Below are 25,445 nucleotides of genomic sequence, written 5' to 3' on the forward strand. Positions count from 1 at the left end.
ATGAAACCGACCCGTCTGCTGTTGAACTGGCTTGGCGTATTGCTGGGCTTGGGCATCCTGCTGGGGATTGCGGCAGCGTTGCAGTTCAAGGTGCCCGACACCTTGCACTCCATCGCGTGGGGTCTGCTACTGGCGCTGTTACTGCTCGCGCTGCTGGATGCGATGCGCCTGCGTAGCCGCCCTTCGCCCCGTGTGCAGCGGCAAATTCCCGGAAGCCTGGCTCTGGGCCGCTGGGGGGAAATTCGCCTGGTTCTCGAGCATGACTTCCCGCAGACACTGAGCGTGCAGGTGTTCGATCATGTCCCTGATGGGCTGTCGGTGGAGCACATGCCCCAATCCATAGACCTGCGCCCCGGTGAACGCAGTGAACTGGGTTATCGCCTTCGCCCCTTGAGGCGTGGTCATTTCAGTTTCAACCGCTGTGAAATTCTCCTGCCCAGCCCCATGGGCCTGTGGTCGGCACGACGACTGATCGAAGTGGGCGATACCACCCGCGTCTACCCGGATTTCGCCCGTCTGTACGGTGCCCAACTGCAGGGCGTAGATAACTGGCTGAGCCAACTGGGTGTACGCCAACGTCAGCGCCGTGGCTTGGGACTGGAGTTTCACCAGTTGCGTGAGTTTCGCGAAGGGGACAGCCTGCGGCAGATCGACTGGAAGGCTACCGCCCGGCAACGCACACCCATCGCCCGTGAATACCAGGATGAGCGTGACCAACAGATCGTGTTCATGCTTGATTGCGGCCGCCGCATGCGTAGCCAGGATGACGAACTGTCCCACTTTGACCATGCCCTGAATGCCTGCCTGCTGCTCAGCTATGTCGCGTTGCGCCAGGGGGATGCGGTTGGGCTGTGCACCTTCGCCGGTGACCAGCCACGCTACTTGGCGCCAGTCAAAGGCAGTAGCCAGTTGAACCTGTTGCTCAACGCGGTATACGACCTTGATACCACCCGGCGAACTGCTGATTATCAGGCTGCGGCAAGCCAACTGCTGGCTCGGCAGAAAAGACGCGCGCTGGTGATAGTGGTGACCAACTTGCGGGATGAAGACGATGAAACACTGCTGACCGCAGTCAATCGCATCAGTCGGCACCACAGGGTGCTGGTGGCCAGTTTACGTGAGGAAGCCCTTGATCAACTGCGCCAAGCCCCCGTGCAAACCTTGCCCGAAGCCTTGGCCTACAGCGGCACCATCGACTACCTCAATACCCGCAACGAACTGCATGACCGACTCCGCGCCCAAGGCCTGTCCCTACTGGACACCTTACCGTCTGAACTGGGACCGGCCCTGGTCACGCGTTACCTGGGGTGGAAGAAAGCCGGCGTGCTCTGAAAAGGGCCCGCCGAAGCTCCTTGACTAAGCCGAAGCCTGCAAAGGATCAAAGCTGAAGTAATTCAACAAGACATTGATCAACTGCCCATATTCCTCAGGTGCCTGGAGCACCCTGAACCCGGAGTCGTAGTGTTGCGGGTTGATGTCCTCATGGCTCCACAAACAGGTCACTGTGAGATCGATGGGGTGGAAAGTGTCGTCAGCGCCTGGAATCTTCAAGCGCAGCTCGAAGTCCACGTCGACCATCATGGGCAATTGGCTGATTAACATCAGCCCGTCTTCCGAGACATTGCCCAAAAAGCCGATGGGCTTGTCGGTGAGACGATTAAACACTTGCAGGAAATAAGGAAGCTGATGCCGCTCGATCCTTCGGTCGGTAAACATGGTGAGATCGCCATCCAGTGGCCATGACTGCGGCCGTGCCAGTGATTCGGAACAGGCAACATCGCCTGCTCTCCCTGGATCTCGGTGCGACAACAGGCAATTGCCTGTCGCTAGACAGCCACCCAGTCAGGGACCCACATCCGTTTGCATAGGAACTTATACAAACGAACATTCAAAGAATAGCCCAAGACTGGCGACGGGCCAGTTATTGAATGACGAATATCATCACAAGGACGCTGGACGCGGTTGCGCGACGCTTGCGCCGGGGTAATGCCCCAGTTGTTGCAGGGTGTCGAGCCTTGCGCGGGCACGGTAGGCGTACTCACTCGACGGGTATTGATTGATGATGAATTGATAAGTCTGTACTGCGTCGACGAACAGTTTCTGCCGTTCCAGGCACTGGCCGCGCAACATCGAGACTTCCGGCTGTACATAACGTCGGGTGCGACTTTCACGGTCGACCTGGGACAATTCCAGGGTAACGCGCTCGCAGTCACCGACCTTGTAGGCGCGGTAGGCATTGTTCAGATGATGGTCCATCGACCAGCGGGTGCAGCCGACAACACTGACGGCCAGGGCAGCAATGAGCAAAATTCGCATGAGGGTTCTCCTGTCTTGTGCAGTGTATCGACCCCCCGTCGAAAATCTTCAAGGATGTTCGTATTCAGCCGCAACGAAAACAAGTCAATCGTCGATAAGTAGTGCAAACGAACAATGACTACAACGAAAGAGCATAGTAGCCTTCCTCAGCGCTTGAACTCAGGAGTCTGTGCATGTCCGTCCGTCGTACCAAAATCGTCGCCACCCTTGGCCCGGCCAGCAACTCGCCGGAAGTCCTCGAACAGCTGATTCTGGCTGGTTTGGACGTTGCCCGTCTGAACTTCTCCCACGGCACCCCGGACGAGCACAAGGCTCGCGCCAAGCTGGTGCGTGACCTGGCCGCCAAGCACGGCCGCTTCGTCGCACTGCTGGGTGACCTGCAAGGCCCGAAAATCCGTATCGCCAAATTCGCCAACAAGCGGATCGAGCTGAAGATCGGTGATCAATTCACCTTCTCCACCAGCCACCCGCTGACCGAAGGCAACCAGCAAGTCGTGGGTATCGACTACCCGGACCTGGTCAAGGACTGCGGCGTCGGCGACGAGCTGTTGCTGGACGACGGCCGTGTGGTCATGCGCGTCGAAACCGCGACCCCGACTGAACTGCACTGCGTCGTGCTGATCGGTGGTCCGCTGTCCGACCACAAAGGCATCAACCGTCGTGGCGGTGGCTTGACCGCACCGGCCCTGACCGAAAAAGACAAGGCCGACATCAAGCTTGCCGCCGAAATGGAAGTGGACTACCTCGCCGTGTCCTTCCCACGCGACGCCGCCGACATGGAATACGCCCGTAAACTGCGCGACGAAGCCGGTGGTACTGCCTGGCTGGTGGCGAAGATCGAACGTGCCGAAGCCGTGGCCGATGACGAAACCCTCGACGGCCTGATCAAGGCTTCCGACGCGGTGATGGTTGCCCGTGGCGACCTGGGCGTGGAAATCGGTGACGCCGAGCTGATCGGTATCCAAAAGAAGATCATCCTGCACGCACGCCGTCACAACAAAGCGGTGATCGTGGCGACCCAGATGATGGAGTCGATGATCCAGAACCCGATGCCGACCCGCGCTGAAGTGTCCGACGTGGCCAACGCCGTGCTCGACTACACCGACGCCGTGATGCTCTCGGCCGAAAGCGCCGCTGGCCCGTACCCGCTGGAAGCTGTGCAAGCCATGGCGCGTATCTGCCTCGGCGCTGAAAAGCACCCGACCAGCAAGACCTCCAGCCATCGTATCGGCAAAGAGTTCGAAAGCTGCGACCAGAGCATCGCGCTGGCGGCCATGTACACCGCGAACCACTTCCCGGGCGTGAAGGCGATCATCGCGCTGACCGAAAGTGGCTACACGCCGTTGATCATGTCGCGCATCCGTTCCTCGGTGCCGATCTACGCGTTCACCCCGCACCGCGAAGCCCAGGCTCGCGCTGCGATGTTCCGTGGCGTGTACACCATTCCGTTCGACCCGGCCTCGCTGGCACCGAACGAAGTCAGCCAGAAGGCGATCGACGAGCTGGTCAAACGTGGCGTCGTAGAGAAAGGCGACTGGGTCATCCTGACCAAGGGCGACAGCTACCACACCACTGGTGGCACCAATGGCATGAAGATCCTGCACGTGGGCGACCCGCAGTACTGAGTAACACGCTGAAAAACAAAAGCCCCGCCCTGTGAATGGCGGGGCTTTTTGCTTTCTCAGGACCGGTTGATAAACCCCGACAACGCCGCAATCGCTTCCGGCGACTTCAACCGCTGGACAAACAAAGCGCCCTCTTCCTCAATCACCTGGCGCAATTGCTCACGGTCCACACCCTTCATCAACTGCTTGGTCACCTGCACAGCCCCCGGCGCCAAGGTCTCAAAGCGCTCGGCCATTTCCCGCGCCTTCGCCAACGCCGCCTCGCCGCTGCCCAGCGCCTCGGTGGCAATCCCCCACGCAGCCGCCTGCTCGCCGGTAAAACCCTCGCCCAGCAACAATAATTCCGCAGCCTTTGCGTGCCCCAGCAACCTCGGCAGGATCAGGCTCGACCCAAACTCCGGGCACAGCCCCAGATTGACGAATGGCATGCGCAGCCGCGCATCACGGCTGATGTATACCAGGTCGCAATGCAGCAGCAGGGTCGTGCCAATACCCACCGCAGCGCCCGCCACAGCGGCAATCACCGGTTTGCGGCAGTTGAGCAGGCTCTTCATGAAGTAAAACGGTGGGCTGTCGAGATCGCTGGGCGGCTGTTCAAGAAAATCGCCAATGTCGTTGCCGGCGGTGAAACAGTCACTGCTGCCCTGGATCAGCACGCAGCGGATGGCCTCATCCGCATCGGCCTGCTCCAGGGCCTCGGCCAGTTGCATGTACATGGCGCGGGTCAGGGCGTTTTTCTTGTCGGGGCGATTGAGCTGCAAGGTCAGCAACCCGCGTTCGCGGTGTTGCAGGATGGCATCGGTCATGGCGAATCTCGCGGCTGTAGAATTCAGCGCTCAACCACGGGGCAGGAACACATCGGCCAGCAGTTGATTGCGCGGCAGGCCCGCCAGGAACAGACGCTTGGAAAACGCCTCGACACTGGCCGGGTGCCCGCAGAGTAAAGCCAGAGTTTGCCGCGAAACAAGCCGCAGTTGCGCCAATGCCTGGGCCGCCTGCGCCGCCGTCCACAGCTCCACCGTCACGTTGGGATGCTGTGCCGCCAGCTGCGCCAGGGGTTCGGCCAGGTAATGCCCAGCCGCATCATGGGCGAGGTGAATCACGCGGATGTCGCCCTGATGATCCTGACGCAAGGCCTCACGCAACACGCCCCAAAGCGGGCCAAGGCCGGTGCCGGACGCCAGCAGCCACAACGGCCGACTTTGCCAGTCAGGGTCGTATTGCAGCGCGCCACCGCGCAATTCGCCCAGGCGCAGACGGTCGCCCAGCTGCAACTGACGGGCAAGATCACTGAACTCGCCAGGCAGACGGCAATCGAGGTGAAACTCCAGGAATGGGTCATCCTGAGGCAAGCTCGCCAGGGAATAGGGCCGCGCCACTTGTCCCGCCCACAACACCAGATGCTGCCCGGCCCGATAGCGCAAGCCACGCTCGGGTTGCAGACGCAGGCGCAGCACGCTCGGGCTCAACCAATCCACACCCAGCACCTGGGCCGGCAACCCGTCACGCGTCGGGTCAAAGGCTTCAACGCGCAGGTCCCCGCTCACCTGGCACTGGCACGCCAAGCGCCAGCCGTCCAGGCGTTGCGCCGGGCTCAAGGCCTCGGGCTGCTTGTCCTCGACCTCCCCCCGGCATCGCACCAGGCACGCATGGCAACTGCCGGCGCGGCAACTGTAGGGCACGGCCACACCGGCCTGGTTCAAGGCATCCAGCAGGTTGCTGCCGGAAGATACCGACCAATGGCGTTCGCCGACGTAGAGTTCAGGCATATAAGGGCTCAATCACAAGGGGCGCGCACAGGGAATCATGCCTGCGACAGTTTGACCATAGTCGGGTGTATCGGCCACCGAGCCGGGTTATACTGCCGCGCCTTTTTAGCGTCGCGCCTGCACCACTTTGGCGTGCCTTGGAAAGGTGGCTTCAGCCGACCGATGCAACACTGAAGCCACCTTTATTGAATGTTCCCTTATAGAGGAGCGCGACTCATGACCGTGATCAAGCAAGACGACCTGATTCAGAGCGTTGCCGACGCCCTGCAATTCATTTCCTACTACCACCCCGTTGATTTCATCCAGGCCATGCACGAAGCCTACCTGCGCGAAGAATCGCCAGCGGCCCGTGACTCCATCGCCCAGATCCTGATCAACTCGCGCATGTGCGCCACCGGCCATCGCCCGATCTGCCAGGACACCGGTATCGTTACCGTGTTCGTGCGCGTGGGCATGGACGTGCGTTGGGATGGCGCCACCATGGGCCTGGACGACATGATCAACGAAGGCGTGCGTCGCGCCTACAACCTGCCGGAAAACGTCCTGCGTGCTTCCATCCTGGCCGACCCGGCAGGCGCGCGCAAAAACACCAAGGACAACACCCCGGCGGTCATCCACTACTCCATCGTCCCAGGCAACACCGTGGAAGTGGACGTGGCGGCCAAGGGCGGCGGTTCCGAGAACAAGTCGAAAATGGCCATGCTCAACCCGTCCGACTCGATCGTTGACTGGGTGCTCAAGACCGTTCCGACGATGGGCGCCGGCTGGTGCCCACCGGGCATGCTCGGCATCGGCATCGGCGGCACCGCCGAAAAAGCCGCCGTCATGGCCAAAGAAGTGTTGATGGAGTCCATCGACATCCACGAGCTGAAAAAGCGCGGCCCACAGAACCGTATCGAAGAGATGCGCCTGGAGCTGTTCGAGAAGGTCAACCAACTGGGCATCGGCGCCCAGGGCCTGGGTGGCCTGACCACCGTGCTCGACGTGAAGATCATGGACTACCCGACCCACGCCGCGTCCTTGCCGGTGTGCATGATCCCCAACTGCGCCGCCACCCGTCACGCGCACTTCGTGCTCGACGGTTCGGGCCCGGCATCGCTGGAAGCGCCACCGTTGGACGCCTACCCGGAAATCGTCTGGGAAGCCGGCCCATCGGCCCGTCGCGTCAACCTCGACACCCTGACCCCGGAAGAAGTGCAGAGCTGGAAGCCGGGCGAAACCGTGTTGCTCAACGGCAAGATGCTCACCGGTCGCGACGCCGCGCACAAGCGCATGGTCGAGATGCTGAACAAGGGCGAAACCCTACCGGTTGATCTGAAAGGTCGCTTCATCTACTACGTCGGCCCGGTTGATCCGGTGCGCGAAGAAGTGGTTGGCCCAGCCGGCCCGACCACCGCGACGCGGATGGACAAGTTCACCCGTCAGATCCTCGAGCAAACCGGCCTGCTGGGCATGATCGGCAAATCCGAGCGCGGCCCGACTGCGATCGAAGCGATCAAGGACCACAAGGCCGTGTACCTGATGGCCGTGGGCGGCGCCGCCTACCTGGTGGCGCAAGCCATCAAGAAGTCGCGCGTGGTGGCCTTCGCCGAGCTGGGTATGGAAGCGATCTACGAGTTCGACGTGAAGGACATGCCGGTCACCGTTGCTGTCGACAGCAAAGGTGAATCCGTGCACATCACCGGTCCTGCCATCTGGCAGAAAAAGATCAGTGAAAGCCTGGCGGTAGAAGTGCAGTAAGCCCTTCCGCTGCAGACATAAAGGCGACTGTGGCCATGGCCCAGTCGCCTTTTTTATGGCTCATGGTATGGTGCACTCCCTTACCGTGCCTGCCCATCACCGTATGATCGTGATCCCTCGCCCCCTGCGCCTGACCTTCTATTCCCTGCTGATCATCGCCGGCGCGCTGTTGGCCGCAGCCTTGGCCACGCGCCACGCCGAACGCCAGGCGCTGGTGGACGACGCCGCCCGTGCCAATCAGCAGCTCGCGCTGTACGCCAACTCGTTGCACACCCTGATCGAACGCTACCGCGCCCTGCCCGCCGTGCTGGCGCTGGACTCGGAGATGATCAATGCCTTGAAGAGCCCGCTGGATACCGCAACCCAGGACCTGCTCAACCGCAAACTGGAGCGCATCAACGGCGCGGCGCAGTCGTCCACCTTGGAATTGATGGACCGCACCGGCCTGGCCGTGGCCGCCAGCAATTGGAACCTGCCCAGCAGTTATGTGGGGCACAACTACGCGTTTCGCCCCTATTTCAGCCAGACCTTGAGCCAGGGCACCGGGCGTTTTTACGCGGTGGGCGTGACCACCGGCATCCCCGGTTACTTTCTCTCCAGCGCGGTGGTCGATGAACACGAGCAGTTCCTCGGTGCGATGGTGGTCAAGCTGGAGTTCCCCGAACTTGAGCGCGAATGGGCCCAGGGTAATGACCTGCTGCTGGTCAGCGATGCGCGTGGCATCGTGTTCATCGCCAATCAACCCGGCTGGCGTTACCGCAACCTGCGACCGTTGACGGCCAGCGACCTTGCCGAGCTGAAAGCCACACGCCAATACGACAAGAAACACCTGCAGGCGCTGGAAACCAGCACCCTGCAACGCTTCGACGAAAACAGCCATTTGATGCGCGTCAACGGTCCGGATGGCAGTGCCAATTACATCTGGGAATCTCTGCCGCTGAAGGCCGAAGGCTGGACCCTGCACCTGCTGCGCAAGCCGCAGTTCGCCTTTGAAGATCAGCGCAACGCCGGGTTGGCCGCCGCCGGTTCCTGGCTGGCGCTGGTGTTCCTGGTGCTGTTCCTGACCCAACGTTGGCGCCTGGCCCGCTTGCGTCAGCGCAGTCGCGAAGAGCTTGAGCAACTGGTGGAAGAACGCACCCAGGCGCTTCGCACGGCGCAGGATGGCCTGGTGCAATCGGCCAAGCTCGCGGCGCTGGGGCAGATGTCCGCCGCCCTCGCCCACGAAATCAATCAGCCACTCACCGCCCAACGCATGCAATTGGCCACATTGCGCCTGCTGCTGGATCACGGTCGTGTCGACGATGCCTACCAGGCGCTCACGCCACTGGACGACATGCTCACGCGCATGGCGGCCCTCACCGGCCACCTCAAGACCTTCGCGCGCAAAAGCCCCAGCGGCCTGCGTGAACGCCTGGACCTGGCCACCGTGGTCGACCAGTCCCTGCACTTGCTCGATGCGCGCCTGCGCGATGAATCCATCGGCGTAGTGCTGGACCTGACCCGCCCCGCCTGGGTGCGCGGAGATGCGATCCGCTTGGAACAGGTTCTGATCAACCTGCTGCGCAACGCCCTCGACGCCATGGCCGACAAGCCGCGCAAACGCCTGGAAATCCGCCTGCATGCCGATCAACAACTGTGGCAGCTCACCGTCAGCGACAGCGGCGGCGGGATTGCCGAAGAACATCTGAACAGCGTATTCGACCCGTTCTTCACCACCAAGCCCGTGGGCGACGGGCTCGGCTTGGGGCTGGCGGTGTCCTACGCTATCGTGCACGAATTGGGTGGGCGCCTGATCGCCGGCAATCGTGGCGACGGCGCGGTATTCACCCTGACGCTGCCTATCGCGCTGGAGACGCCCGACCTATGTTGAACGCGGTGATTGTGGTCGATGACGAAGCCAGCATCCGCACGGCCGTCGAGCAATGGCTGAGCCTCTCGGGGTTCGAGGTGCAGTTGTTCAGCCGCGCCGAGGAATGCCTGGCGCAATTGCCCAAGGATTTCCCCGGTGTGATCCTCAGCGATGTGCGCATGCCCGGACTCAGCGGCCTCGAACTGCTGGCCGAAGTGCAACGTCGCGATGCCGATTTACCGGTCATCCTGCTCACCGGCCACGGCGATGTGCCGATGGCGGTTGAGGCCATGCGCGACGGTGCCTACGACTTTTTGGAAAAACCCTTCAGCCCCGACGCCCTGCTCAACAGCCTGCGCCGGGCCTTGGACAAACGCGGGCTGATCCTGGAAAACCGACGCCTGCACCAACAGGCCGATCATCGGGCGCAGTTGGAAACGACCCTGCTGGGTGTGTCGCGTGGTTTGCAAACCTTGCGCCGCCAGGTGCTGGACCTGGCGAGCCTGCCGGTCAACGTACTGATCCGTGGCGAGACCGGCAGCGGCAAGGAAATGGTCGCCCGTTGCCTGCATGATTTTGGCCCTCGGTCGAAGAAACCCTTTGTCGCGCTCAACTGCGCCGCCATCCCCGAGCAGTTGTTTGAAGCCGAGCTGTTCGGCCACGAAAGCGGCGCGTTTACCGGCGCCCAGGGCAAGCGCATCGGCAAACTGGAATATGCCCACGGTGGCACGCTGTTCCTCGATGAAATCGAAAGCATGCCACTGGCCCAACAGGTGAAACTGCTGCGTGTGTTGCAGGAACAGAAACTGGAGCGACTGGGCTCCAACCAAAGTATCCACGTCGACCTGCGCATCATCGCCGCGACCAAGCCGGACCTGCTGGAAGAGGCCCGCGCCGGGCGCTTTCGTGAAGACCTGGCCTACCGCTTGAACGTCGCACAATTGCGCCTGCCGCCCTTGCGTGAACGCCGCGAAGATATCCCGCTGCTGTTCGACCACTTTGCACAGAGTGCCGCCGAGCGCCTGGGCCGCAGCGTCGAGCCCCTGAGCGGCGCGCAACTGGGGCGCCTGCTCAGCCACGACTGGCCGGGCAATGTGCGTGAGTTGGCCAACGTTGCCGAACGCCAGGTACTCGGCCTTGTCGAGCCGGAACCGGAAGGCATCGAGGCCGGGCAATCCCTGGCCGCGCAGCAGGAGGCCTTCGAAGCCCACTGCCTGAAAGCCGCACTGACCCGGCACAAGGGTGATATCAAGGCGGTGCTGGCCGAGCTGCAACTGCCACGCCGTACCTTCAATGAAAAGATGCAGCGCCACGGGCTCGCCCGCGACATGTTCCTGAAGGACGAATGAGCGGATTTCCGCTCACTCCCTGAAAATCATCAGCGGCTTTCCGCTCAATAAAAAGCTGCAACCCTTCTATTCCGGGCCTTCATCCATCTGGCACAGCTCCTGCTATAGCTCGAGTCAGGCTGCGCACGCGCCGCTCCATAAAAACAACTAGATGAAGGATCCTTCAATGGATAACTCCAACTCCCTGCCTTTGGGGTCGGCGGCTGCGCCGACGCAGGCACGCACCACGTCCAGCCGCATCAAATCGATTTTCAGTGGTTCCATCGGCAACATGGTCGAGTGGTACGACTGGTACGTCTACGCCGCGTTTTCGCTGTACTTCGCCAAAGCCTTCTTCCCGAAAGGCGACACCACCGCTCAATTGCTCAATACCGCCGCGATCTTCGCCGTGGGCTTCCTGATGCGCCCGATCGGTGGCTGGCTGATGGGCCTGTATGCCGACAAAGTCGGGCGTAAAAAAGCCCTGATGGCCTCGGTCTACCTGATGTGCTTCGGCTCGCTGCTGATTGCCCTGAGCCCAGGCTATGAAATGATTGGTATCGGTGCGCCGATCCTGCTGGTATTCGCCCGTTTGCTGCAGGGGCTGTCGGTCGGTGGCGAGTACGGCACCTCCGCCACTTACCTCAGCGAGATGGCAACCAAGGAACGCCGTGGTTTCTACTCCAGCTTCCAGTATGTAACCCTGATCTCCGGCCAGCTCATCGCCCTGGCCGTGCTGATCGTGCTGCAACAGGTGCTGACCACCGAGCAGCTGTATGCCTGGGGCTGGCGCATCCCGTTCGCCATCGGCGCACTGTGCGCAGTGGTCGCGCTGTATCTGCGTCGTGGCATGGAAGAAACCGAGTCGTTCACCAAGAAGGAAAAAGCCAAGGAAAGCGCAATGCGCACCTTGATGCGCCATCCCAAGGAGCTGCTGACCGTGGTCGGCCTGACCATGGGCGGCACCCTGGCCTTCTACACCTACACCACCTACATGCAGAAATACCTGGTGAACACGGTCGGCATGAGCATTTCCGACTCCACCACCATCTCGGCGGCGACGCTGTTCCTGTTCATGTGCTTGCAACCCATCGTCGGCGGGCTGTCGGACAAAGTCGGACGTCGTCCGATCCTGATCGCCTTCGGCATCCTCGGCACGCTGTTCACCGTGCCGATCCTCACCACCCTGCACACCATCCAGAGCTGGTGGGGCGCGTTCTTCCTGATCATGGCGGCGCTGATCATCGTCAGCGGCTACACCTCGATCAACGCCGTGGTGAAGGCCGAGCTGTTCCCCACCGAAATCCGCGCCCTCGGCGTGGGCCTGCCGTACGCCCTGACCGTCTCGATCTTCGGCGGCACCGCTGAATACATCGCGCTGTGGTTCAAGAGCATCGGCATGGAGACCGGCTACTACTGGTATGTGACTGCATGTATTGCAGTGTCGCTGGTGGTCTATGTGACCATGAAGGACACGCGCAAGCACTCGCGCATTACTACGGACTAACGTTTCACCTGCAATGCAAAAGGGGCTGTGTCAGCAGATGACAGAGCCCCTTTTTTTGTTTTGAAAACCACCAACTGTGCAGTGCACTATGACCGCCTCCCAGAACTGCGCACCAGGAACCCCGGCCATGTCCGACGATATCCACTTCTACGAACCCGCCAACGGCCACGGCCTGCCCCATGACCCGTTCAATGCCATCGTCGGTCCACGGCCGATCGGCTGGATTTCGTCCCACGACAGCGAAGGCCGCCTGAACCTGGCGCCCTACAGTTTTTTCAACGCGTTCAACTACATTCCGCCGATCATCGGGTTTTCCAGTGTCGGGCGCAAAGACAGCCTGAACAACATCGAACAGACCGGCGAGTTTGTGTGGAACCTGGCGACCCGCCCGCTGGCCGAGCAGATGAACCAGAGTTGCGCCCCGGTATCACCCGAGGTGAATGAGTTCGAATTGTCCGGCCTGACGCCGGTCGCTTCCAAGATCGTGGGCGTGCCACGGGTGGGCGAGAGCCCGGTGTCGTTCGAGTGCAAGGTGACGCAGATCATTCAGCTTCAGCGCGCCGATAAGGCATTGGTGCCTAGCTGGCTGGTGCTGGGCGAGGTGGTCGCGGTGCACATTGCCAAGTGGTTGCTCAAGGACGGCATCTACGACACCGCCGCCGCCGAGCCGATTTTACGCGGTGGCGGCCCGGCGGATTACTTCCAGTTGGGCCCTGAGGCCCTGTTCAAGATGCATCGACCCAAGGCTTAGGATTCGGCAGCCCACGCCAACTGACCTTCTTCGTCGACATCGACCAACCGCTCCAATTGCAGGGTGGCCGCATCATCGGCGTCGGAGGCGGTCTTGAACGTCTGGCCATCAAGGATCTTGTGAAAGCGCGGTGCGCCCATGCCATCCAGTGCCTTGACGGCGACGGCGGCGCTGTAGCCACCCTCCCCCGGTACTACGGCGGAAACGGCTTCGTGGTGGGCAAATTGTTTACGTGCCATGTTGCAGGTCCTGGCCAATGGAAAAGTCGGCCATTCTAACCCTCAACCGGCCAGTTGCAGGTACTCGCCGTAGGCATGGGCGGCGGATGCATCGGTAAAGGTCTGGAAGTCCATGCTGCGGACCACCATGTCGTTCAACAGCTCGGTAAAGATCATCAAGGCCGGAGAATTGAAGTAGGCACTCATCGCCTGCTCGCTGCTCCAGAAGCCCGAGACCAGCCATACATCGGGATCGACCTGGGAATGCTGCAACGAGAATTGCAGGCAACCCTGAGCCTGACGGCCCGGTTCGATCAAACTGCTCAAGCGTGCACCGAGTTCGGTGCTGCACCCGGTGCGGGCGCGGATAAAGGCCATATGGCTCGCGGGAATGGGGGTGGACATGTTCGACTCTCCCGTTGAGAAGTGATGCTCGGCAAGCACTGTGAGGGCGTGTTGCCACAGGATCAAAGATAACGGCGCAAATGCGAGCGCGGTTAGTCAATTCCTGTCGGCTTATTGCACAATCCTGCGAGAAGCGTAGAGAGGACGTCTGGCGCAGCTGTTTTATTCCATTGGCCAACGCCTTGTTTCAGGGAGATGACAGGCGCTGCGATTGCCTGATTCACGATGCGCCGCAGGATCAGGCAAGGATTGTGCAGAATCGACGTAACACTTTTTGAAAAGCCGCCGCTAAGCTGAGCCCATCGAAGTAGCCAGTAGAGGACGCTCCATGTCGTCGCCCGAACATAAAGCCATCCCCCTCGATGCCGAGATGGAAAAGCAGCGCGCCGAACTGGCCAGCATCGTGCATCGGCACACCTGGGAGGACGGCTCCTACGGCACCGCCATCACCACCTTGTTCCTGAACCGCCACAACACGCCGCGTGACTTCATGCCGGTGTTGGTGGAGCCCGCCCTGTGCATCCTGGCCAGCGGCAGCAAGGAAGTGCGCCTTGCCGACGAGATCTTTGCCTACGACCCACTCAACTACCTGGTGTTCTCGGTGGCGATGCCGGTGGCCGGGCGGATCATCGAGGCCACCCCGGAAGACCCGAACCTGTCGGTGCGCATCAATATCGACCCGGCGCAGCTCACGGCCTTGATCGCGGAAGCAGGCCCGATGGGCGTGCCGTCGCGTCCGACCTCCCGTGGCATGTATGTCGACCGCATCGACGGCCAACTGCTCGACGCCGTGCTGCGTCTGGCGCGCCTGCTGGACTCGCCCAAAGACATCGCCATGCTGGCGCCGCTGATCAACCGCGAGATTCTTTATCGCCTGTTGCGGGGTCCACAGGGTTATCGCCTGTATGAAATCGCCGTGGCCAACAGTCAGAGCCATCGGGTCAGCCAGGCGATCAAATGGTTGAACGGCAACTACGAGCAACCGCTGCGCATCGACGATCTGGCCAAGGAAGTGAACCTGAGCGTCTCGACCCTGCACCACCGCTTCAAGGCCATCACCGCCATGAGCCCGTTGCAGTACCAGAAGCAACTGCGCTTGCAGGAAGCCCGGCGGTTGATGATTGCCGAAGGGTTGGAGGCGTCGGCGGCCGGGTATCGCGTGGGATATGAAAGCCCGTCGCAGTTCAGCCGCGAGTACAGTCGGTTGTTTGGGGCGCCGCCCCTCAGAGATTTGGCCCGGCTGCGCCAGAGCATTTAGTCGAGAGTGCGCGGCAGTTGCAGGGTCACCCGCAACCCACCCTCACGCAAATTCTGCAAACTCACTTCGCCGCCATGGCTATGGGCAATGTTGCGCGCAATCCCCAGTCCCAGCCCGTAGCCCTGTTGCTGCCCGGCCAGGCGGAAGTGCGGTTCGAACACCTGCTCCAGGCGTTGCTCGGGCACGCCGGGGCCTTCGTCATCCACATGCAGGATAAATTCCACGCCATCGTCTTCGATGCGCAGATGGGCGTTCTGGCCGTACTTCAACGCGTTGTCGATCAGGTTGCCGATGCATCGCTTGAGCGCCAGCGGCTTGCCCGGATACGTCGTCAACGCCCGCCCATGCTGGGTCACGCGCCCATTGCCGTTCGGCGCCAAATAAGGCTCCACCAGGCAGTCGAGCACATGGTTCAGGTCGACCGGCTCGATATTTTCGTGGATATCCGTGTCTTTCACGCATTGCAGCGCGCCCTTCACCAACAACTCCAGCTCATCCAGGTCGCGGCCGAACTTGGTTTGCAGGTTCTCGTCTTCCAGCAATTCCACACGCAGGCGCAGGCGGGTGATCGGTGTGCGCAAGTCGTGGGAAATCGCGCTGAACAACTGGCTGCGCTCGGTCAGGTAACGGCTGATGCGCTCGCGCATGGCATTGAACGCCCGCCCCACTTCCACCACTTCGCTGCCGCCACCTTCGGCCACCGGCTCTACGTCGGCGCCCAGCGACATGTCCCGCGCGGCCCGCGCCAAGCGCTTGAGAGGGCGACTTTGCCAGTGCACCAGCAGGCCGATGAACAGCAACAGGAAGCCGCTGGTCAGCACGATAAACCACACCTGCTGCGACGGCAGGCCTTGTTCTTCCAGACTGGTGTAGGGCTCGGGCAACAGCGAGGCGATGTACAACCATTCGCCGGGCGCGAGCTGGATCTGAGTGACCAGCACCGGCGGGTTCACCGGTTCCAGGGTCAACGCGTAGTGGGCCCATGAACGCGGCAATTCATCGAGTTTCAGGCCGGCATTGAAGATGCGCAGGTCTTCGGCGCTGACGAACTCCACCGAGATATGCACATCGGCGCCGAGGGTTTGTTTCAGCACTTCATCGACCGCTTCGAGCACCGCCTGTTTACGCGGAGTCTGCGGCAGGATGGCCATGTCCAGAGGACGATCATTGAGGGTCACGACGAAACGCGTGCCGCCCATGCTGCGCAATTGATCGAGGACCAACGGACGGTAGGCCACCGGCAACGAACGGAAATAACTCACGCTGGCGGTCATCGAATGCGCCAGGCTGCGGGCGCTGGTGACCAGGCCTTCGAGCTGGGTGGCGCGCAACTGCGAGACCCAGATCACGCTGGACAGCGCCTGGGCAAACAACACTGCCAGCAACGTCAGCAGCAGCATACGCCCCAGCAACGAACGGGGCACCGGGAAGCGGCGGCGGCGCTCAGTCAGATGTTCAGTGGGCATTGCCGGCAACCACGCTGGCTGCCAGTTGATAACCGCTGCCGCGCACGGTACGGATCAGCCTCGGGGGTTTTTCAGTGTCGCGCAGGCGTTGGCGCAAGCGGCTGACGGCCATGTCGACGATACGGTCCAGCGGCATCAGGTCACGGCCACGGGTGGCGTTGCCGATGGTGTCGCGGTCGAGGATCTGTTGCGGATGGTCGAGAAACAATTTGAGCAGGGCGAAATCGGCCCCGGAAAGGATCACTTCCTCGCCATCCACATGGAACAGGCGGTGGCTGATCATATCCAGGCGCCATTCATCGAACACCAACACTTCGCCACCACTGCTGCGCTCCTGGCCAAACTGGCAGCGACGCAACAGGGCTTTGATCCGCGCCTGCAACTCGCGGGGGCTGAAAGGCTTGCCGATGTAATCGTCGGCGCCCAGCTCCAGGCCGATCACGCGGTCGGCCTCGTCGGAACTGGCGGTCAGCATGATGATCGGCACCTGCGCCTGGCGCGGGTGCTGGCGGATCCAGCGGCAAAGGCTGAAACCGTCTTCGTCCGGCAACATCACATCGAGGATGACCAAGTCGCACGGCGCCTCGTTCATCGCCTGGCGGAACCCCGCGCCATCCGGCACGCCACGCACCTGGAAACCGGCGCGACTGAGGTAGGTCTGCAGCAATTCGCGGATTTCCTGGTCGTCGTCGACGAGGAGAATCGATTTACTGATTACGCTCACGGGGTCCTCCTTGTTGTTATAAGTGTTGCAGGTCAGGCAAACGCCTGTTCCAACGCGACGCCGGCCCCGGTCAACCCGGAATACGGCGCGGTTACCAACCACACCGGAATGCCCTTGAAGTAGTCACTCATGCAGCCTTTGTCGCTAAAACTCTTGGCGAAACCACTGTTGATAAAGAAGTCGGCAAACCTCGGTATCACCCCACCCACGATGTACACGCCACCGCGTCCACCGGTGGTCAGCACATTGTTGCCGGCGACGCGGCCCAGCCAGATGCTGAACTGGTCCAATACCTCCATCGCCACCGGGTCGCCGGCCAGGCCTGCGGCCGTGATGGCCTCGGGGGTTTCCAGTACCGGCGTGTGGCCGTCGACCGCGCAAATGGCACGGTACAAACGCGGCAACCCGCCACCGCTCAAGGCGGTTTCGGCGCTGACGTGGCCGATCTCAGTGTAGATGTGCTGCCACAGCTGGGTTTCACGCGGGCTGCTCAGGGGCAGGTCGACATGCCCGCCCTCCCCCGGCAACGCCGCAAAACGACCTGCGCCGAGGTCCAGCAGCGTCCCGACACCCAGGCCAGTGCCAGGGCCAATCACTACCGCCGGGCGCAACGGCTCCGGCGTACCCTCGCAAACCACACGGAATTCGTCGGGCTTGAGGCGGGTCATGCCCAGGGCCATGGCCGAGAAGTCATTGACCAGCAGCAGTTCATCGACCTGCAACGTCTTGCAAAACGCAGTCTTGCTCAGGCGCCAGTGGTTGTTGGTGAATTTAAATTCATCGCCGCTCACCGGTCCGGCCACCGACAGGCACACCGCACCGATGTCGCCGATTTGCAGGCCTTCCTCGTTGAGGTAAACCTTGATCGCGTCTTCAGGGCTGGAGTGATCCGCCGTGGCATGCACGCGGATCGAATGCAGTTCCTGATCGCGCCACAACGCGAAACGGGCGTTGGTGCCCCCGATATCACCGACCAGCGCAAGCTTCACTTAAGCGTCTCCAAGGCAGAGGTAAAGGCGCTGGCGCCCTGCTCTGCAGAGCTTGCGGCCAAGCGCATAAATGCAAACAGCTCGCGACCGGCCCCCACGTTATTACCCAACAGGCCCGTGGCAGGCGCGCGCGCTGCAAACTCATCGGCGTCCACCTTAAGCTCCAAGGTGCCCTTCACGCCATCCACGCGAATGATATCGCCATCGCGCACCCGCGCCAGCGGCCCGCCGCTCTGGGCTTCGGGGTTGACGTGAATCGCGGCGGGGATCTTACCCGACGCGCCGGACATGCGCCCGTCTGTTACCAGTGCGACTTTGAAGCCACGGTCCTGCAACACACCGAGGAACGGCGTCATCTTGTGCAATTCGGGCATGCCATTGGAGCGCGGGCCCTGGAAGCGCATGACGGCGACGAAGTCTTTTTCCAACTGGCCGGCCTTGAACGCGTCGGCCAGGTCTTGCTGGTCCTGGAACACCATCGCCGGTGCTTCAACAATCTGGTGCTCCGGCGCCACGGCCGAGACTTTCATCACGCCGCGACCGAGGTTGCCTTCCATCACGCGCAAGCCGCCTTCCGGCGAGAACGCACGGGCCACCGGGCGCAGGATGCTTTCGTCGAGGCTTTCGATAGGGCCGTCGCGCCAGATCAATTCGCCATCGACCAGGAAGGGTTCCTGGGTGTAGCGGCTCAGGCCCTTACCGGCCACAGTGTTGACGTCTTCGTGGAGCAGGCCGGCTTCGAGCAGTTCGCGGATCAGGAACGACATGCCGCCCGCCGCCTGGAAGTGGTTGATGTCGGCCTTGCCGTTTGGATACACGTGGGACAGGGTCGGCACCACCTCGGAGAGGTCGGCCATGTCGTCCCAGGTGAGGATGATGCCCGCCGACATGGCGATGGCCGGCATGTGCAGGGTGTGGTTGGTCGAACCGCCGGTGGCGTTGAGGGCGATGATGGAGTTGACGATGGATTTCTCGTCGACGATCTCGCCGATCGGCATGAAGCTGCCGTTGGCTTTGGTCAGGCGCGTGACCTGGTGCGCGGCTTCGCGGGTCAGCGCATCGCGCAGCGGTGTGTACGGGTTGACGAAAGAGGCGCCCGGCAAGTGCAGGCCCATCACTTCCATCAGCAGCTGGTTGGTGTTGGCGGTGCCGTAGAAGGTGCAGGTGCCGGGGCTGTGGTAGGACTTCATTTCCGATTCCAGCAGCTCTTCGCGGGTGGCCTTGCCTTCGGCGTAGCGCTGGCGCACGTCGGCTTTCTGCTTGTTGGAGATGCCCGACGGCATCGGCCCGCCCGGCACGAAGATCATCGGCAGGTGGCCGTAGCGCAACGCGCCCATCATCAGGCCGGGGACAATCTTGTCGCAGATGCCCAGCATCAGCGCGGCATCAAACATGTTGTGGGACAGCGCTACCGCCGTGGACATGGCAATGACTTCACGGCTGAGCAGGCTCAACTCCATGCCAGGCTCGCCCTGGGTCACGCCGTCGCACATCGCGGGGGTGCCGCCGGCGAACTGGCCGACCGAGCCAACTTCGCGCAAGGCTTTCTTGATTTGTTCAGGGAAATGCTCGTACGGCTGGTGCGCCGAGAGCATGTCGTTATATGACGAAACAATTGCCACGTTGGCGGCATTCATCATGCGCAGACTATTTTTATCTTCAGTGCCGCAACCGGCCACGCCGTGGGCGAAGTTGGCGCATTGCAGCTTGCCGCGCATCGGACCGTCGATGGCTGCACCGCGAATGAGCGCAAGGTAGGCCTCGCGGGTGGCGCGGCTGCGGGCGATAAGCCGTTCGGTGACCTCAAGAACGCGGGGATGCATGTGTAGAACTCCAGGCTAACGGATGTGGCGACCTGAGTGTCTATGCTGATCAAACGCCCGCAGCGCATGGGATGGCAGGGAGTCGTTTGGATCATCGGACCAGTTGATTCAGGTCACTCGTTGTAGATTGAACAAAATATTGCCACTAAAAAGGCTTGTTTTCTATTTTTATGCGAATAATCTTGTAATTCTTACAACAAATCGACGACAGGCACTTTCCAATGACTCTTCGTATCGCAATCAATGGTTTTGGCCGTATCGGCCGTAATGTCCTGCGCGCACTGTATACCCAAGGCTACCGCCAGGATTTGCAGATCGTCGCCATCAACGATCTGGGCGACAGTTCGATCAACGCCCACCTGCTCAAATACGACACCGTGCATGGCACTTTCGACGCAGAGGTCGCCCACGATCAGGAAAGCCTGACCGTCAATGGTGACCGGATTGCCGTCAGCGCCATTCGCAACCCCGCCGACCTGCCGTGGGCTGCGCACAAGATCGACGTGGTGTTCGAATGCACCGGTCTGTTCACCGACCGTGACAAGGCTGCCGCCCATATTACCGCTGGTGCGCGCAAGGTGATCATCTCGGCACCGGCCAAGGGCGCGGACGCTACCGTGGTCTACGGTGTGAACCACGACATTCTGCGCCAATCCCACCAGATCATCTCCAACGCGTCGTGCACCACTAACTGCCTGGCGCCTGTGGCGCAAGTGCTGCACCGCGAGCTGGGCATCGAAAGTGGCCTGATGACCACGATTCACGCCTACACCAACGACCAGAACCTGACCGACGTCTACCACACCGACCCGTACCGTGCGCGTTCGGCCACTCAGAACATGATCCCGAGCAAGACCGGCGCAGCTGAAGCCGTCGGCCTGGTGCTGCCGGAACTGGCGGGCAAGTTGACCGGCATGGCGGTGCGTGTACCGGTGATCAACGTGTCGCTGGTGGACCTCACCGTGCAGTTGAAGAAAGAAGCCACTGCCGAACAGGTCAATGCGTTGCTCAAGGATGCCAGCCAGCATTCCAAGATCCTTGGTTACAACACCTTGCCGCTGGTTTCCAGCGACTTCAACCACAACCCGTTGTCGTCGATCTTCGACGCCAATCACACCAAGGTCAGTGGCAAGTTGCTGAAAGTGTTGGCTTGGTATGACAACGAGTGGGGCTTCTCCAACCGTATGTTGGATAACTGCCTGGCGCTGTGTAACGCCGAATAACCCTCACGGGAAAAGGCTCACAGAAATAGCTACTTGCCATTTGAGTTGATGATAAGCATTATCATTAACTGCAAATCGGTCTGGTATCACTGTGAGCCAATCTCGCTTCAACCACGTTTTTCTCACCCAACGGGTGGTTCTGCTTCGCACCTTGCAGCGGATGGTGAATAACCACAGCACCGCCGAGGACCTGTTGCAGGAAACCTACCTGCGCGTGACTCGGGCCCTGAGCGAGCGGCCGATCGACCACCTTGAACCTTTTGTCTATCAGACGGCACGCAACCTGGCGCTGGATCATCTGCGCGCGCGCAGGATCCAGGCCCGCACGCTGCAGGAAGATGTTCCGCTGGACGTTCTGCAAAGCGTCGCGGCTCCCATCAGCACCCCCGAAGATGCCACCCAGGCCGAGCAAATGCTTGAAGCCTTGAGCGTCAGCCTGGGCCAGTTGAGCGCCCGCCAACAGCAGATCTTCATCCTCAGCCGCCTGCATGGTTGCAGCTACCAGGAGATTGCCGATCAGTTGGAAGTGTCCTTGAGCACCGTGCAAAAGGAACTCAAATTGATCATGGCCATCTGTGTAGGTGTGGCCGAACGGCTGGATCGGCCTTAAGCTTCACCCGAAAGAAGCGTCGACCCAGGCTGTAGGAAAGTTGAATAGAACGTGGCGAAGACCCGAGGAACACCGTGACGGACCCGAATAAACTGCAGCCCCATGAGCTGGCTCATGAGGTGTTGCAAGACACGGCTATGGATCAAGCCCTCGACTGGCTGATCGCCTTGCAGTGCCCGCAACCCGGGCAGCAAGCCGAATTCGAAGCCTGGCTGGCCAGCGATCCCGCCCACGTTCATGCTTTCGCCAAGGCCCAGGCCGCCTGGGGTGGCGCGCCGGTGCACAGTGCCGCCGTCGCACTGGCGGTACCGCGCAAACCCAGCGCCTGGCGCCGCATCAAACCGCATTGGAAACCACTGGCTACCGCCGCCGTGCTGCTGATCGGCCTGTTCAGCTTCAGCAACCTGCCGGTACGCCTGCAAGCCGACCACCTCACCGTGGTGGGCGAACGCCAGCGCCTGCAACTGGACGACGGCTCCAAGGTGCTGCTGAACACCAACTCAGCGTTTTCCAGCAGCATCAAGGACCACCAGCGCATCGCCCGCCTGTACCAAGGCGAGGCGTTTTTCGAAATCGTGCCCAGCCACGGCCTGCCCCTGGAAATCGACGCCGGCCCCGTGCGCGCCAGCGTGCGCGATACGGCGTTTGCCGTGCGTTACCTGAATGGCGAAGCTCAGGTGCAAGTGCAACGCGGCGATGTCGACCTGAGCAACACCTTCGATGATGCCCGCGTGCGCCTGAGCGCCGGTGAAAGCATCCGCATCGGGCCCAAGGGCTTCGGCCAGCCGGCCAAGCTGGACACCAACAAGGACCTGGCCTGGGTGCAAGGACGACTGATCTTCGAAAACTGCCCGATGAGCGAAGTGCTCGCCGAGTTGCGTCGCTATTACCCTGGCTGGATCGTCAACACCAATGACCAACTCGCCAGCGTTGCCGTCACCGGCAATTATCGCCTCGACCAGCCCCTGGACGTGGTGCGATCCCTGGCCCACATCACCTCGGCCAAGCTGTCGGAATACCCGGCGCTGGTGATCTTGAACTAAATGAGAATTATTTTTACTCGATAGCTGTGGGTGGTACGTCTCGTCTTAGCCAATGCAACTGATTCCTATTTGTCTCAGTTTGCAACTATAAGATTCGTACCCGGAGCGCTCTCGATGTCCTCTTGTTTCAAACGCCGGTCCTCTTCGCCCGTCCTGTCCTTGCTGACGGCCGCCATTCTGCTGGCCGGTGCGCCAGTGATGAGCGCCACCGCCGCCGAACCTGCTGCGCGCAGTCACGGCAACTACAACTTCAGCATCGAGCAGCAATCGCTGGTCTCGGCCCTCAACGCTTTTACCGCGGTGACCGGTTGGCAAGTCGGCCTGCCCGCTGAATTGGGCCAGGGTGTGTCGTCCCCTGGCGTGCGCGGCCCGCTGCCGCCGGAAAAAGCCCTGGACCGACTGTTGGTGGGGACCAACCTGAGCTATCGCAAACTGGGCAGCAACAACATCGTCCTGGAAAAACGCGCAGCGGGCAGCACCCTCAACCTGCAGCAGGTGACCATCAGCGCCACCCGCAACGAGCAGGACGTGAGCACCGTACCGAGCACCGTCAGCGTGCATGACCGCGAAGAGCTGGACCGCCAGAACGTCAACACCATCCGCGAGCTGGTGCGCTATGAGCCCGGCGTTTCGGTCGGTGGCGCCGGCACCCGTGCCGGTAACGCCGGCTTCAACATTCGCGGCATCGACGGCGACCGCATCCTCACTCAGGTCGATGGCGTGGAAGTGCCGGACAACTTCTTCAACGGCCCCTACGCCAAGACCCGTCGCAACTACGTCGACCCGGAAATCGTCAAGCGCGTCGAGATCCTGCGCGGTCCGGCCTCGGCCCTGTACGGTAGCAGCGCCATTGGCGGCGCAGTGAGTTACTTCACCCTCGACCCGGACGACATCATCAAGCCCGGCCAGGACGTCGGCGCCCGTCTCAAGACCGGCTACAGCTCCGCCGATGAAAGCTGGCTGACCTCCGGCACCTTCGCTGGTCGCGTACAGGACTTCGACGGTTTGCTGCACCTGAGCCAGCGCAATGGCCACGAAATGGAGTCCTACGACGGCAACAACGCCACCGGCCTGGCCCGTACCGGCGCCAACCCGGAAGACGCGCGCACCACCAACATCCTGGCCAAGCTGGGCTGGAATTACGGCGACGACAATCGCCTTGGCCTGACGTATGAGAAGTACAAGGACGATCGCGACACTAACCAGAAGAACGCCATAGGCGGGCCGTTCAACACCGGTGCCCCTGTCTCCCCCAACCTGTACCGCGCACGCTCGGGCAACGACACCATCACCCGTGAGCGCTTCGGCCTGGAAAACAGCTTCGCGCTCGAATCGCCGATTGCCGACCGCATCAAGACCAGCCTCAACTATCAGATTGCCAAGACCGACCAGACCACCGCCGAGATCTACCAGGCCGGCCGTCGCGTGCTGCGGACCCGCGATACGCTCTACCAGGAAAAACAATGGGTATTCGACGCCCAGCTGGACAAGGCCTTCAGCCTCGGTGACACCGATCACCAAGTGACCTACGGCACCACCCTCAAGCAGCAGAAAGTCACCGGTTCCCGTGAAGGTGCCGCCACCTGCCTGGCCGTCGGCAGTGGCTGTACCGCCATCGGCGCCCCCAGCCCGTCTGCCACAGACAGCGTGAGAAAGGCCAGCGACTTCCCGGACCCGACCATCAACACCTATTCGCTGTTTGCCCAGGATCAGATCGCCTGGAACAACTGGACCTTCCTGCCCAGCGTTCGCTATGACTACACCCAGCTCAAACCCAAGCTGACCGAGGACTTCCTCAACGCCACCGACCCGAACCGGATCTACCCACACGACGACGACACCAAGACCTGGCACCGTGTTTCGCCGAAATTCGGCCTGACCTACGCGCTGACAGACCACTACACCTGGTTCGGCCAATACGCCGAAGGCTTCCGCACGCCATCAGCCAAGGCCCTGTACGGCCGCTTTGAAAATATCCAGCAAGGGTACGTGGTCGAGCCAAACCCAAGCCTCAAGCCGGAAACCAGCAAAGGCATCGAGACCGGGATTCGCGGTAACTTCGACGCGGGTAACTTCGATGTCGCGGTGTTCTACAACAAGTACAAAGACTTCATCGACGAGGACAACACCTCCGTCGCCCCGACCGGCACGATCTTCCAGCCGTTCAACATCAAGCGCGCCACCATCAAGGGCATCGAAGCCAAGGGCCGCATGAACCTGGACGCGTTTGGCGCGCCCCAAGGCCTGTACACCCAAGGTGCGGTGGCGTACGCCTATGGCCGCAACGACGAGACCGGCGAGCCCCTCAACAGTGTCAACCCGCTCAAGGGCGTGTTCGGTCTGGGTTACGACCAGGAACAATACGGCGCGTTGGTCAGTTGGACACTGGTCAAGAAACAGAACCGCGTCGACAGCACCACCTTCTTCTCGCCAGACGGCGACAAGTCCAAGGGCCCGTTCAAGACCCCAGGCTTTGGCATCGTCGACCTGACCGGCTTCTACAAAGTCACCAACGACGTGACCCTCAACGGCGGCCTCTACAACCTGACCGACAAGAAGTACTGGAACTGGGACGACGTGCGCAGCTACGACGGCGTCGGCGAAGCCGGCGTGACCTCCCCGGCCAACCTCGACCGCCTGACCCAGCCGGGTCGCAACTTTGCGATAAACGTGATCTGGGACATCTGATCCGCCCTACTCACCTCGTCGAAATGTCATCGACGAGGTGAGGATTTTTTACTGTGCCGCGTCTTCTTGTTCGTCTAGTTGATAACAGCTCTCTTTAGGGCACCCAGGCGCTC

The 25,445-nt window shown here is 61.4% G+C and carries 22 protein-coding genes; 12 read left to right on the plus strand and 10 right to left on the minus strand.

The genetic code is table 11. The annotated features are described in order from the left end of the window. Positions 1 to 1,332 carry a DUF58 domain-containing protein gene (locus HX812_RS26530; RefSeq protein WP_038845945.1) on the plus strand — a complete coding sequence of 444 codons (1,332 nt, stop codon included), beginning with the start codon at positions 1 to 3 and terminating at the stop codon, positions 1,330 to 1,332. Positions 1,333 to 1,356: 24 nt separating this feature from the next. Here the strand turns inward: HX812_RS26530 and HX812_RS26535 are convergent, their stop codons facing one another. After that, the gene (locus tag HX812_RS26535) at positions 1,357 to 1,716 is read right to left on the minus strand and encodes a PilZ domain-containing protein (protein WP_016975477.1); all 360 of its coding nucleotides are present in this window, start codon (positions 1,714 to 1,716) and stop codon (positions 1,357 to 1,359) included. A 225-nt stretch (positions 1,717 to 1,941) separates the two neighbouring features. Next, positions 1,942 to 2,316, minus strand: coding sequence for a hypothetical protein (locus HX812_RS26540; RefSeq protein WP_025854787.1), 375 nt, complete (start codon positions 2,314 to 2,316; stop codon positions 1,942 to 1,944). Positions 2,317 to 2,489: 173 nt separating this feature from the next. Between HX812_RS26540 and pyk the strand changes: the two genes are divergently transcribed. After that, a complete protein-coding gene (gene pyk, locus HX812_RS26545) occupies positions 2,490 to 3,941 on the plus strand; it encodes a pyruvate kinase (protein WP_038845943.1) in 1,452 nt (483 codons plus the stop codon). Positions 3,942 to 3,997: 56 nt separating this feature from the next. On the opposite strand, the gene HX812_RS26550 is transcribed toward pyk, so the two are convergent. Together HX812_RS26550 and HX812_RS26555 are read right to left on the minus strand one after the other, a co-directional pair. Beyond that, complete coding sequence (locus HX812_RS26550) at positions 3,998 to 4,747, minus strand: enoyl-CoA hydratase-related protein (RefSeq protein ID WP_038845942.1); 750 nt, start codon at positions 4,745 to 4,747, stop codon at positions 3,998 to 4,000. 30 nt (positions 4,748 to 4,777) lie between these two features. Then, positions 4,778 to 5,710, minus strand: a complete 933-nt coding sequence (locus HX812_RS26555) for an iron-sulfur-binding ferredoxin reductase (protein WP_038845941.1) — start codon at positions 5,708 to 5,710, stop codon at positions 4,778 to 4,780. A 216-nt stretch (positions 5,711 to 5,926) separates the two neighbouring features. On the opposite strand from HX812_RS26555, the gene HX812_RS26560 reads away from it, so the two are divergent. The 5 genes from HX812_RS26560 (at position 5,927) to HX812_RS26580 (ending at position 12,885) form a co-directional block, all read left to right on the plus strand. Further along, entirely contained in the window at positions 5,927 to 7,450 is a 1,524-nt protein-coding gene (locus HX812_RS26560) for a fumarate hydratase (protein ID WP_010208051.1), read from the plus strand. Positions 7,451 to 7,553: 103 nt separating this feature from the next. Beyond that, positions 7,554 to 9,320 carry an ATP-binding protein gene (locus HX812_RS26565; protein ID WP_038845984.1) on the plus strand — a complete coding sequence of 589 codons (1,767 nt, stop codon included), beginning with the start codon at positions 7,554 to 7,556 and terminating at the stop codon, positions 9,318 to 9,320. Continuing rightward, positions 9,314 to 10,648 (plus strand): sigma-54 dependent transcriptional regulator, encoded by a 1,335-nt coding sequence (locus HX812_RS26570; protein ID WP_038845940.1) that lies wholly within the window; start codon positions 9,314 to 9,316, stop codon positions 10,646 to 10,648. Before HX812_RS26565 ends, HX812_RS26570 begins: the two co-directional genes overlap by 7 nt. A 166-nt stretch (positions 10,649 to 10,814) precedes the next feature. Beyond that, positions 10,815 to 12,134 carry an MFS transporter gene (locus HX812_RS26575; protein ID WP_038845939.1) on the plus strand — a complete coding sequence of 440 codons (1,320 nt, stop codon included), beginning with the start codon at positions 10,815 to 10,817 and terminating at the stop codon, positions 12,132 to 12,134. Positions 12,135 to 12,261: 127 nt separating this feature from the next. Then, the gene (locus HX812_RS26580) at positions 12,262 to 12,885 is read left to right on the plus strand and encodes a flavin reductase family protein (RefSeq protein ID WP_038845938.1); all 624 of its coding nucleotides are present in this window, start codon (positions 12,262 to 12,264) and stop codon (positions 12,883 to 12,885) included. On the opposite strand, the gene HX812_RS26585 is transcribed toward HX812_RS26580, so the two are convergent. Together HX812_RS26585 and HX812_RS26590 are read right to left on the minus strand one after the other, a co-directional pair. Then, a complete protein-coding gene (locus HX812_RS26585) occupies positions 12,882 to 13,124 on the minus strand; it encodes a hypothetical protein (RefSeq protein WP_033898533.1) in 243 nt (80 codons plus the stop codon). The genes HX812_RS26580 and HX812_RS26585 overlap by 4 nt on opposite strands. Before the next feature lie 42 nt (positions 13,125 to 13,166). Continuing rightward, a complete protein-coding gene (locus HX812_RS26590; protein ID WP_016975490.1) occupies positions 13,167 to 13,508 on the minus strand; it encodes an antibiotic biosynthesis monooxygenase family protein in 342 nt (113 codons plus the stop codon). Between the two features lie 328 nt (positions 13,509 to 13,836). Between HX812_RS26590 and HX812_RS26595 the strand changes: the two genes are divergently transcribed. Continuing rightward, positions 13,837 to 14,766 carry an AraC family transcriptional regulator gene (locus tag HX812_RS26595; RefSeq protein ID WP_016975491.1) on the plus strand — a complete coding sequence of 310 codons (930 nt, stop codon included), beginning with the start codon at positions 13,837 to 13,839 and terminating at the stop codon, positions 14,764 to 14,766. Here HX812_RS26595 and HX812_RS26600 read toward each other — a convergent pair. The 4 genes from HX812_RS26600 to edd are packed head-to-tail and all read right to left on the minus strand — an operon-like array spanning position 14,763 to position 19,768. Continuing rightward, complete coding sequence (locus tag HX812_RS26600; RefSeq protein WP_161630237.1) at positions 14,763 to 16,190, minus strand: ATP-binding protein; 1,428 nt, start codon at positions 16,188 to 16,190, stop codon at positions 14,763 to 14,765. The two genes, HX812_RS26595 and HX812_RS26600, sit on opposite strands and share 4 nt — an antisense overlap. Before the next feature lie 31 nt (positions 16,191 to 16,221). Continuing rightward, on the minus strand, positions 16,222 to 16,956 hold the full coding sequence (locus tag HX812_RS26605) for a response regulator (RefSeq protein ID WP_016975493.1): 735 nt from the start codon (positions 16,954 to 16,956) through the stop codon (positions 16,222 to 16,224). Between the two features lie 32 nt (positions 16,957 to 16,988). After that, complete coding sequence (locus HX812_RS26610; RefSeq protein ID WP_038845937.1) at positions 16,989 to 17,945, minus strand: glucokinase; 957 nt, start codon at positions 17,943 to 17,945, stop codon at positions 16,989 to 16,991. Further along, a complete protein-coding gene (edd, locus tag HX812_RS26615) occupies positions 17,942 to 19,768 on the minus strand; it encodes a phosphogluconate dehydratase (RefSeq protein WP_038845936.1) in 1,827 nt (608 codons plus the stop codon). The genes HX812_RS26610 and edd overlap by 4 nt, the downstream gene beginning before the upstream one ends. Positions 19,769 to 19,989: 221 nt before the next feature. On the opposite strand from edd, the gene gap reads away from it, so the two are divergent. The 4 genes from gap to HX812_RS26635 all read left to right on the plus strand — a co-directional run bounded on the left by gap (position 19,990) and on the right by HX812_RS26635 (position 25,332). Continuing rightward, the gene (gene gap, locus HX812_RS26620; protein WP_038845935.1) at positions 19,990 to 20,991 is read left to right on the plus strand and encodes a type I glyceraldehyde-3-phosphate dehydrogenase; all 1,002 of its coding nucleotides are present in this window, start codon (positions 19,990 to 19,992) and stop codon (positions 20,989 to 20,991) included. A gap of 91 nt (positions 20,992 to 21,082) precedes the next feature. Continuing rightward, complete coding sequence (locus HX812_RS26625; RefSeq protein ID WP_033898538.1) at positions 21,083 to 21,601, plus strand: RNA polymerase sigma factor; 519 nt, start codon at positions 21,083 to 21,085, stop codon at positions 21,599 to 21,601. A 74-nt stretch (positions 21,602 to 21,675) separates the two neighbouring features. Next, complete coding sequence (locus HX812_RS26630; RefSeq protein ID WP_038845934.1) at positions 21,676 to 22,644, plus strand: FecR domain-containing protein; 969 nt, start codon at positions 21,676 to 21,678, stop codon at positions 22,642 to 22,644. Between the two features lie 114 nt (positions 22,645 to 22,758). Beyond that, positions 22,759 to 25,332, plus strand: a complete 2,574-nt coding sequence (locus tag HX812_RS26635; protein ID WP_038845933.1) for a TonB-dependent receptor — start codon at positions 22,759 to 22,761, stop codon at positions 25,330 to 25,332. Positions 25,333 to 25,445 lie beyond the last annotated feature (113 nt).

Origin of the sequence: Pseudomonas sp. IPO3749 (assembly GCF_013386605.1) — a bacterium.
In the GTDB taxonomy this organism is placed as follows: Bacteria; Pseudomonadota; Gammaproteobacteria; order Pseudomonadales; family Pseudomonadaceae; genus Aquipseudomonas; species Aquipseudomonas azotoformans_A.

What these genes read in the sequence shown, in the direction of transcription:
- HX812_RS26555 (WP_038845941.1), bottom strand. Translation starts at nt 5,710, where the DNA reads ATGCCTGAACTCTACGTCGGCGAACGCCATTGGTCGGTATCTTCCGGC.
- HX812_RS26565 (WP_038845984.1), top strand. Translation starts at nt 7,554, where the DNA reads ATGATCGTGATCCCTCGCCCCCTGCGCCTGACCTTCTATTCCCTGCTG.
- HX812_RS26585 (WP_033898533.1), bottom strand. Translation starts at nt 13,124, where the DNA reads ATGGCACGTAAACAATTTGCCCACCACGAAGCCGTTTCCGCCGTAGTA.
- HX812_RS26560 (WP_010208051.1), top strand. Translation starts at nt 5,927, where the DNA reads ATGACCGTGATCAAGCAAGACGACCTGATTCAGAGCGTTGCCGACGCC.
- HX812_RS26540 (WP_025854787.1), bottom strand. Translation starts at nt 2,316, where the DNA reads ATGCGAATTTTGCTCATTGCTGCCCTGGCCGTCAGTGTTGTCGGCTGC.
- HX812_RS26590 (WP_016975490.1), bottom strand. Translation starts at nt 13,508, where the DNA reads ATGTCCACCCCCATTCCCGCGAGCCATATGGCCTTTATCCGCGCCCGC.
- gap (WP_038845935.1), top strand. Translation starts at nt 19,990, where the DNA reads ATGACTCTTCGTATCGCAATCAATGGTTTTGGCCGTATCGGCCGTAAT.
- HX812_RS26595 (WP_016975491.1), top strand. Translation starts at nt 13,837, where the DNA reads ATGTCGTCGCCCGAACATAAAGCCATCCCCCTCGATGCCGAGATGGAA.
- pyk (WP_038845943.1), top strand. Translation starts at nt 2,490, where the DNA reads ATGTCCGTCCGTCGTACCAAAATCGTCGCCACCCTTGGCCCGGCCAGC.
- HX812_RS26635 (WP_038845933.1), top strand. Translation starts at nt 22,759, where the DNA reads ATGTCCTCTTGTTTCAAACGCCGGTCCTCTTCGCCCGTCCTGTCCTTG.
- HX812_RS26530 (WP_038845945.1), top strand. Translation starts at nt 1, where the DNA reads ATGAAACCGACCCGTCTGCTGTTGAACTGGCTTGGCGTATTGCTGGGC.
- edd (WP_038845936.1), bottom strand. Translation starts at nt 19,768, where the DNA reads ATGCATCCCCGCGTTCTTGAGGTCACCGAACGGCTTATCGCCCGCAGC.
- HX812_RS26535 (WP_016975477.1), bottom strand. Translation starts at nt 1,716, where the DNA reads ATGTTTACCGACCGAAGGATCGAGCGGCATCAGCTTCCTTATTTCCTG.
- HX812_RS26575 (WP_038845939.1), top strand. Translation starts at nt 10,815, where the DNA reads ATGGATAACTCCAACTCCCTGCCTTTGGGGTCGGCGGCTGCGCCGACG.
- HX812_RS26550 (WP_038845942.1), bottom strand. Translation starts at nt 4,747, where the DNA reads ATGACCGATGCCATCCTGCAACACCGCGAACGCGGGTTGCTGACCTTG.
- HX812_RS26580 (WP_038845938.1), top strand. Translation starts at nt 12,262, where the DNA reads ATGTCCGACGATATCCACTTCTACGAACCCGCCAACGGCCACGGCCTG.
- HX812_RS26570 (WP_038845940.1), top strand. Translation starts at nt 9,314, where the DNA reads ATGTTGAACGCGGTGATTGTGGTCGATGACGAAGCCAGCATCCGCACG.